Here is a 6,848-nt window from a genome sequence, read left to right as displayed (position 1 = left end):
TGACGTGGGTGCGCGCGGTCGCCGGGCTGATGAACAGCTCGGCGCCTATCTCCTGGTTGCTCAGCCCCCGTCCGATCAGGGCCAGCACCTCCCGCGCGCGCTCGGCGTGGCCTTCGCGATCGAGCGCGCCGCCCGGCTCGGCCTGGACGCGCCGTGGCCGCGCGACGCCGTCACCGTGTGCAGCTTCGGGGACGCCTCCGCCAACCACTCCACCGCCGCCGGCGCCGTCAACGCGGCCGTCAACTGCGGCTACCAGGGCCTTCCCCTGCCGCTCCTGCTCGTCTGCGAGGACAACGGGATCGGCATCAGCGTCCGCACGGCGCCCGGCTGGATCCGTGCCGCCTACGGCTCGCGGCCCGGCCTCGCCTACTTCCACGCGGACGGCTGCGACCTCGCCGACGCCCACGCCGCGGCGGCGCGGGCGGCCGACTGGGTCCGCGAACGCCGCCGTCCCGCGTTCCTGCACCTGCGGACCGTCCGGCTGATGGGCCACGCCGGCTCCGACGTCGAGTCGGCGTACCGGACCTCCGCCGAGATGGCGGCCGACCTGGAGCGCGACCCGCTCCTGCGGACCGCGCGCCTCCTCGTCGACCGCGGAGTCGCGACCGCGGAGGACGTCGTCGGCCTCTACGAGGCCAAGCGCGCGGAGGTCATGGCGCTGGCGGAGAGCGTCGCGGGCGCCCCGCGCCTGGCGTCCGCCGCGCAGGTCATGGCGCCGCTCCGCTCCACCGCCCGCGGAGGGGGAGCGGTGGCCGCGGAGGGGGAGCCGGTCACGCTGGCGCAGGCGGTCAACCGGACGCTCGGCGACCTGCTGGACGAGCGGCCCGGCATGCTCGTCTTCGGCGAGGACGTGGCCCGCAAGGGCGGCGTCTACGGGGTCACGCGCGGGCTGATGAGGCGGGCCGGGGCGGCCCGGGTGTTCGACACGATCCTGGACGAGCAGTCGGTCCTCGGCCTCGCGCTCGGGTTCGGGACCGCCGGGATGCTGCCGGTCCCGGAGATCCAGTACCTCGCCTACCTGCACAACGCCGCCGACCAGATCCGGGGGGAGGCGGCGACGCTGCCGTTCTTCTCCTCCGGCCGGTACCGCAACCCGATGGTCGTGCGGATCGCGGGCTACGCCTACCAGAAGGGGTTCGGCGGCCACTTCCACAACGACAACGCCGTCGCCGCCCTGCGCGACATCCCGGGGCTCGTCATCGCGTCGCCGGCCCGGCCCGACGACGCCGCGGGGATGCTGCGCGCCTGCGCGGACGCCGCCGGGCGCGACGGGCGCGTGTGCGTGATGCTGGAGCCGATCGCGCTCTACCACGTGCGCGACCTGCACGAGGACGGCGACGGCGGGTGGCTGGCCCCGGCCGGCGGGACGGTCCCGATCGGCCGCGCCCGCACCTACGGGGACGGCGGCGACCTCACCGTCGTCACCTTCGCCAACGGCCTGCGGATGAGCCTGCGGGCGGCCCGCCGCCTGGAGGCCGGGGGCGTCCGGTGCCGGGTGCTCGACCTGCGCTGGCTGGCCCCGCTCCCGGTCGAGGACCTGCTGCGCGAGGCCCGCGCCACCGGGGCCGTCCTGGTCGCGGACGAGACGCGCCGCACCGGGGGCGTCTCGGAGGGCGTCCTGACCGCGCTCGCCGACGCCGGCTTCGAAGGGCGCGCGGCCAGGGTCACGAGCGAGGACAGCTTCATCCCGCTGGGAGACGCCGCCTCCCACGTCCTGCTGTCGGAGGCCGCGATCGAGGACGCGGCGCGCGCGCTGCTCACGTCGCGTCGATGACCGGGTCGCCGCCCAGGTAGGCGGCCTTCACCCGGTCGTCTACGGCGAGCGCGGACGCCGGGCCATCCAGCACGATCCGGCCGGTCTCCAGGACGTAGGCGCGGTCGGCGAGGCGGAGCGTCTGGTGGGCGTTCTGCTCGACGATCAGGATCGCGGCGCCCTGGTCGCGGATCTCCCGGACGACCCGCAGCACCTGCTGCGCCGTCCGCGGCGCCAGCCCCATCGTCGGCTCGTCGAGGGCGAGCAGGCGCGGCCGCAGCATCAGCGCCCGGCCGATCGCGAGCATCTGCTGCTCGCCGCCCGACAGCAGTCCGGCCGGCTGCCCGCGCCGCTCGCCGAGGCGCGGGAACCTGGCGTAGACCTCGTCCCGGCGGGCCGCGACGAGCGCCCGGTCGCGGCGCCGCAGGTACCCGCCGAGCAGCAGGTTCTCGGCGACGGTCAGCGCGGGGAACACGCGCCGCCCCTCCGGGACGTGCCCGAGCCCGGCCGCGACGACCCGGTGCGCGGCGAGCCGGGTGATGTCGCGGCCGCCGAACTCGACCCGCCCGGACCGGGCCCGGTGCAGGCCCGTGACGGTCCGCAGCGCGGTGGTCTTGCCCGCGCCGTTGCTGCCGAGCAGCGCGACGATCTCGCCCTCGCCGACCTCGAAGGAGATCCCGGACAGCGCCTCGACCTGGCCGTACCGGCTGCGCAGGTCGCTCACCCGCAGAAGCGTCACCCCAGCACCTCCGCGGCCAGGTCGGTCTCCGGGTCGTCCGGCACGCCGAGGTAGGCGGCGATGACCCGCTGGTCCTCCTGGATCTCCGCCGGCGGCCCCGCCGCGATCGTCCGCCCGTGCTCCAGCACCGTTACCCGGTCGGAGATCGACATGACCAGCGCGACGTCGTGCTCGATCAGCACCACGGCGGCGCCGAGCGCGCCGATGCGCGAGATCAGCCCCATCAGCGCCCGCTTCTCGGTCGGGTTCGCGCCCGCGGCGGGCTCGTCCAGCAGCAGGACGCGGGGGTCGCCCGCGAGCGCCCGCGCGATCTCCAGCCGGCGCCGGTCGCCGTAGGCGAGCCCGCCCGCCGGGCGGTCGGCGGCCTCCAGCAGCCCGACGAAGTCCAGGCAGCGGCGGACCGCGTCGAGGTCGGCGCGCGACAGCGGCCGCAGCAGGGCCCGGTCGCGGGCGAACCGGCCGATCAGCACGTTCTCGGCGACGGTCATCTCCTCGAACAGCCGGATGCTCTGGAAGGTGCGCGCGAGGCCGGCGGCGGCGACCCGGTGCGGGGCGAGGCCGCGCACGTCCCGCCCGGCGAGCACGACCGTCCCGGCCGACGGCGCGATCATCCCGGTGACGCAGTTGAACGCGGTGGTCTTGCCCGCGCCGTTCGGGCCGATCACGCTGACGACCTGCCCGGCGTCCGCGCGCAGGGCGAGCCCCTCGACGGCGGTGACGCCGCCGAAGCGGCGGGTCAGGCCGTCCACCTCCAGCAGCGTGCCGCGCGCCGCCGCGGGCCCGGGTGCGGGCCCCGCCTCCGCCGGGAGGCGCAGGCGGCGCGGCCGGTACGGCCACACGCCCTGCGGCCGCAGGAGCACGATCGCGATGAGCAGCAGCGCGAAGAACAGGCCCCGGTACTCCTGGACGGTCCGCAGCGCCTCCGGCAGCGCGACGATCACCACGGCGCCGACCACGACGCCGGGCCGGCTGCCCATCCCGCCGATGATCACCACGAGCAGGATCATCAGCGAGGTCAGGAACGTGAAGCTGGAGGGGTCCACGGTGCCGAGCTGCGCGGCGTTGAGCGGGCCCGCGACGGCCCCGGTCATCGCGCCCAGCACGTACGCCAGCAGCTTCACCCGCCGCGCCGGGACGCCGACCGCCTCGGCGGCGGTGTCGTCGGCCCGGACGGCGCGCCAGGCGTAGGCGAGCCGCGACCGGGCCAGCAGCGCCGTCGCGGCCAGCACGACGACGAAGAACGCGAGCGCGAGGTGGAAGAAGTCCCGCGGCGTGACGATCTCCCGCCCGCCGACCGTCGCCGGGGGGATCCCGGTCAGCCCGTTCGGGCCCCCGGTGACCTCCAGGTTGATGACCGTGATCCGGATGATCTCTCCGAAGCCGAGCGTGACGATCGCGAGGTAGTCGCTGCGCAGCCGCAGCGTCGGGTACCCGATGACCGCCCCGGCCACCGCCGCGGCGGCGACCGCGACCGGCAGCGTCGCCCAGAAGCCCCACCCCAGCTTCAGCGTCAGCAGCCCGGAGGCGTACGCGCCGATCGCGAAGAACGCGGCGAACCCGAGGTCGAGCAGGCCCGCGTACCCGACGACGATGTTGATCCCGAGCCCGAGGATCGCGTAGACCAGGATCGTCCCGGCGACGGTCAGCGCGTAGTCGTCGAGGGTCTGCCCGGCGGCGAGCGCCAGCGCGACGAGCAGCGGCCAGCCGCCGTACCGGACGGCCGCCTCCCCGCCCGCGGGGCGCGGCGCCCTCACGCCCGCTCCACGACGCGCTCGCCGAACAGGCCGGTGGGTCTCAGCGCCAGCACCGCGATCAGCAGCCCGAAGATGATGACGTCCGTCCAGCGGGACGAGACGTACCCGGCGGAGAACGACTGCACGAGGCCGATGCACACGCCCGCGACCATCGTCCCCGGCAGGTTGCCGATGCCGCCGAGCACCGCGGCGGTGAACGCGCGCAGCCCGATGAGGAAGCCCATGCCGAAGCTGATCTGAACGTAGTACAGCCCGTACATGACGCCCGCGGCGCCCGCGAGCAGCGAGCCGATGAAGAACGTCGCCAGGATCAGCCGCTCCACGTCGATCCCCTGGAGCCGGGCCGCGTCGCGGTCCATCGCCAGCGCGCGCATCGCGGTCCCCGTCACGGTCCGGGTGACGAACAGCCACAGCGCCGCCATCAGCGCGACCGACAGCACGACCAGGACGAGCTGCCCCCAGGTGACGTGGACGGCGCCGCTGAGGATCCGGCCGCCGTCCAGGGCGTGGGGGTAGGACTTGAACCGGGCGTCGGTGAGCACCTTGACGCCCTCCTCCAGCGCCAGCGACACCCCGATCGCGGCGATCAGCAGCGCCAGGCGCGGCGACGACAGCAGCGGCACGTAGGCGACCCGGGCGATCCCGGTCCCGATGGCGCCGGTGGTCAGCGCGCCGACCACGACGGCGAGCAGGACGGCGGGCAGCGCCATCCCGCCGCTCGCGCCGAGCGCGGTCAGCGTCCCGAACCCGGCGAACGCGCCGATCATGAACACGTCGCCGTGCGCGAAGTTGATCAGCCGGACCACCCCGTAGATCATCGAGTAGCCCAGCGCGATCAGCGCGAGGAAGGCCCCGATCGTCAGGCCGTTCACGAGGTACTGGACGAATTCGCTCATCGGGCCCCTGATCAGGAGGTCTTGGCGTCCACCCAGGTGGCGCCGCTCTCGTCGAGCTTCTTGTAGGCGGTGAACGCGCCGCCCTGGACCTGGACGGTGATGTAGAGCGGGTCGGTCCGGTCGCCCTTGGCGTCGAAGGTGATGGGCCCGGTGATGCCCGGGAAGTCCTTGATCTTGTGGAGGGCCTCGGTGATCGCGGCGCCCCGGGTGGACCCGGCGTCGTCGATCGCCTTCGCGACGACCTTCACCGCGTCGTACTCGTACACCGAGAACGGCCCCGGATCGGCGTTGTTCGCCGCCTTGTACGCCGAGACGAACCGCGCGGCGGCCGGCAGGTCCTTGGCCAGCGGCGCGGTGGTGGCGATGTAGCCGCCGGCCGCCGAGCCCGCCGTCTTCAGCACGGTGGAGTCGGTCGTGGCGTCCCCGCCCATGAGCGCGAACCTCAGCCCGAGCTGCTTGCGCTGCTTCATCAGCAGGCCCGCCTCGGCGAAGTAGCCGGTGAAGTACAGCACGTCCGGCCGCGTCGAGGCGATCTTGGTGAGGACGGGCCCGTAGTCGGACTGGCCGGGCTGCAGCGCGTTCTCGTAGACGACCTGGCCGCCCGCCTGCCGCGCCGAGTTCGCCGCGGCGTCCGCGAGGCCCTTGGCGTAGGTGGTGTTGTCGTGCAGCAGCGCGATCCGCTTCGCGCCGAGCGGCCCGGTCATGAACTTGGCCGCGACCAGGCCCTGGTTGTCGTCGCGCCCGCAGGTGCGGAACACCTTGCCCTTGCCGCTGTCGGTGAGGGAGGGGTTGGTGGAGGCGTCCATCACGAACGGGACGCCGCGCCTGCCGTAGATCGGGATCGCGGGCACCGCCGCGCCCGAGCAGTACCCCCCGGCGACCGCCACGACCCCGCTGTTGAGCAGCTTCTGCGCGGCCTGCGCGCCCTGCTGGGCGCTGCACTGGTCGTCGGCCTCCACGATCTGGATCTTCCGGCCGTCCACCCCGCCGGCCTTGTTGATCTCGTCGGCGGCGACCCGGGCCGCGGCGAGGATGTCCTGCCCGGCCGAGGCGGAGTCACCGCTCAGCGGCGCCGGAACGCCGATCTTGATGGCGCCCGAGCCGCCGGAGCCGCCCGACCCGCAGGCCGCGGCGAGCGGGACGAGCAGCAGGCCTGCGCCCGCCGCGGTGAGAGTCCGGAACCGGCGTCCGCGGTCCCGCGGGGTCAGTGGAGTCATCGGGGCTCTCCGTCGCTCGTGGCCGGCAGGTCCTCGTGGTCCGGGATGGGGAAAGCGTGAAACGTCCAGGCACGGGCGTCGAGACGGGCAAGCATGCGATCTCATGCACTGATCGGTAAGCACCGCTTGCCCTTTCGCCACTCGACAGCGCGGCCGCGGCCTGGAAAGGATCTCCCCATGGCCGGTGTCCTGCTGCTCTCCGCGGCCGACGTGCGCGCGGTGTTCGACCTGCCCGCCGCGATCGCCTCGCAGCGGGAGGCGTTCGCCGCGCTCGGCCGCGGGCGGGCGAGGCTCGCGCCGCGGGTGCTGCTGGACGGCCCGGACGGCGACGTCGCCTTCGGCTACGTCTCCCGCCTGCCCGGCGCCGGCGCGGTCGCCAAGTTCGGGAGCGTCACCCCGGGCAACGCGGGGCGCGGCCTGCCGACCGTGGCGGCCCTGGTGACCGTCCTTGACCCGGTGGACGGGCGGCCCGTCGCGGTCATCGAGGGC

Annotated in this window: 6 protein-coding genes and 1 pseudogene; 2 read left to right on the top strand and 5 right to left on the bottom strand. The window is 74.7% G+C overall.

Translation table 11 applies throughout. The annotated features are described in order from the left end of the window. A pseudogene (locus AB0C69_RS35725) lies at positions 1 to 103 on the bottom strand (LuxR C-terminal-related transcriptional regulator); the annotation flags it as partial. Positions 104 to 106: 3 nt separating this feature from the next. Here AB0C69_RS35725 and AB0C69_RS35720 point away from each other — a divergent pair. Beyond that, complete coding sequence (locus tag AB0C69_RS35720) at positions 107 to 1,774, top strand: thiamine pyrophosphate-dependent enzyme (RefSeq protein ID WP_360359764.1); 1,668 nt, start codon at positions 107 to 109, stop codon at positions 1,772 to 1,774. Here the strand turns inward: AB0C69_RS35720 and AB0C69_RS35715 are convergent. From AB0C69_RS35715 to AB0C69_RS35700, 4 genes are read right to left on the bottom strand one after another with little or no spacing between them, the layout of a single operon-like run. After that, positions 1,758 to 2,492: an ABC transporter ATP-binding protein gene (locus AB0C69_RS35715; RefSeq protein WP_360359761.1), complete on the bottom strand. Its 735-nt coding sequence runs from the start codon at positions 2,490 to 2,492 to the stop codon at positions 1,758 to 1,760. The genes AB0C69_RS35720 and AB0C69_RS35715 overlap by 17 nt on opposite strands. Next, complete coding sequence (locus tag AB0C69_RS35710) at positions 2,489 to 4,246, bottom strand: branched-chain amino acid ABC transporter ATP-binding protein/permease (protein WP_360359758.1); 1,758 nt, start codon at positions 4,244 to 4,246, stop codon at positions 2,489 to 2,491. The genes AB0C69_RS35715 and AB0C69_RS35710 overlap by 4 nt, the downstream gene beginning before the upstream one ends. After that, a complete protein-coding gene (locus tag AB0C69_RS35705; RefSeq protein WP_360359755.1) occupies positions 4,243 to 5,142 on the bottom strand; it encodes a branched-chain amino acid ABC transporter permease in 900 nt (299 codons plus the stop codon). The genes AB0C69_RS35710 and AB0C69_RS35705 overlap by 4 nt, the downstream gene beginning before the upstream one ends. A gap of 11 nt (positions 5,143 to 5,153) precedes the next feature. Further along, positions 5,154 to 6,359, bottom strand: coding sequence for a branched-chain amino acid ABC transporter substrate-binding protein (locus AB0C69_RS35700; RefSeq protein ID WP_360359752.1), 1,206 nt, complete (start codon positions 6,357 to 6,359; stop codon positions 5,154 to 5,156). Between the two features lie 177 nt (positions 6,360 to 6,536). On the opposite strand from AB0C69_RS35700, the gene AB0C69_RS35695 reads away from it, so the two are divergent. Further along, on the top strand, positions 6,537 to 6,848 hold a 312-nt coding region (locus AB0C69_RS35695), incomplete at its 3' end, for a hypothetical protein (protein WP_360359750.1).

The sequence above is a fragment of the Actinomadura sp. NPDC048032 genome, from assembly GCF_040653175.1.
Classification (GTDB): domain Bacteria; phylum Actinomycetota; class Actinomycetes; order Streptosporangiales; family Streptosporangiaceae; genus Spirillospora; species Spirillospora verrucosospora.
This window is presented reverse-complemented; position numbering and strand designations above follow the sequence as displayed.

What these genes read in the sequence shown, in the direction of transcription:
- AB0C69_RS35705 (WP_360359755.1), bottom strand. Translation starts at nt 5,142, where the DNA reads ATGAGCGAATTCGTCCAGTACCTCGTGAACGGCCTGACGATCGGGGCC.
- AB0C69_RS35700 (WP_360359752.1), bottom strand. Translation starts at nt 6,359, where the DNA reads ATGACTCCACTGACCCCGCGGGACCGCGGACGCCGGTTCCGGACTCTC.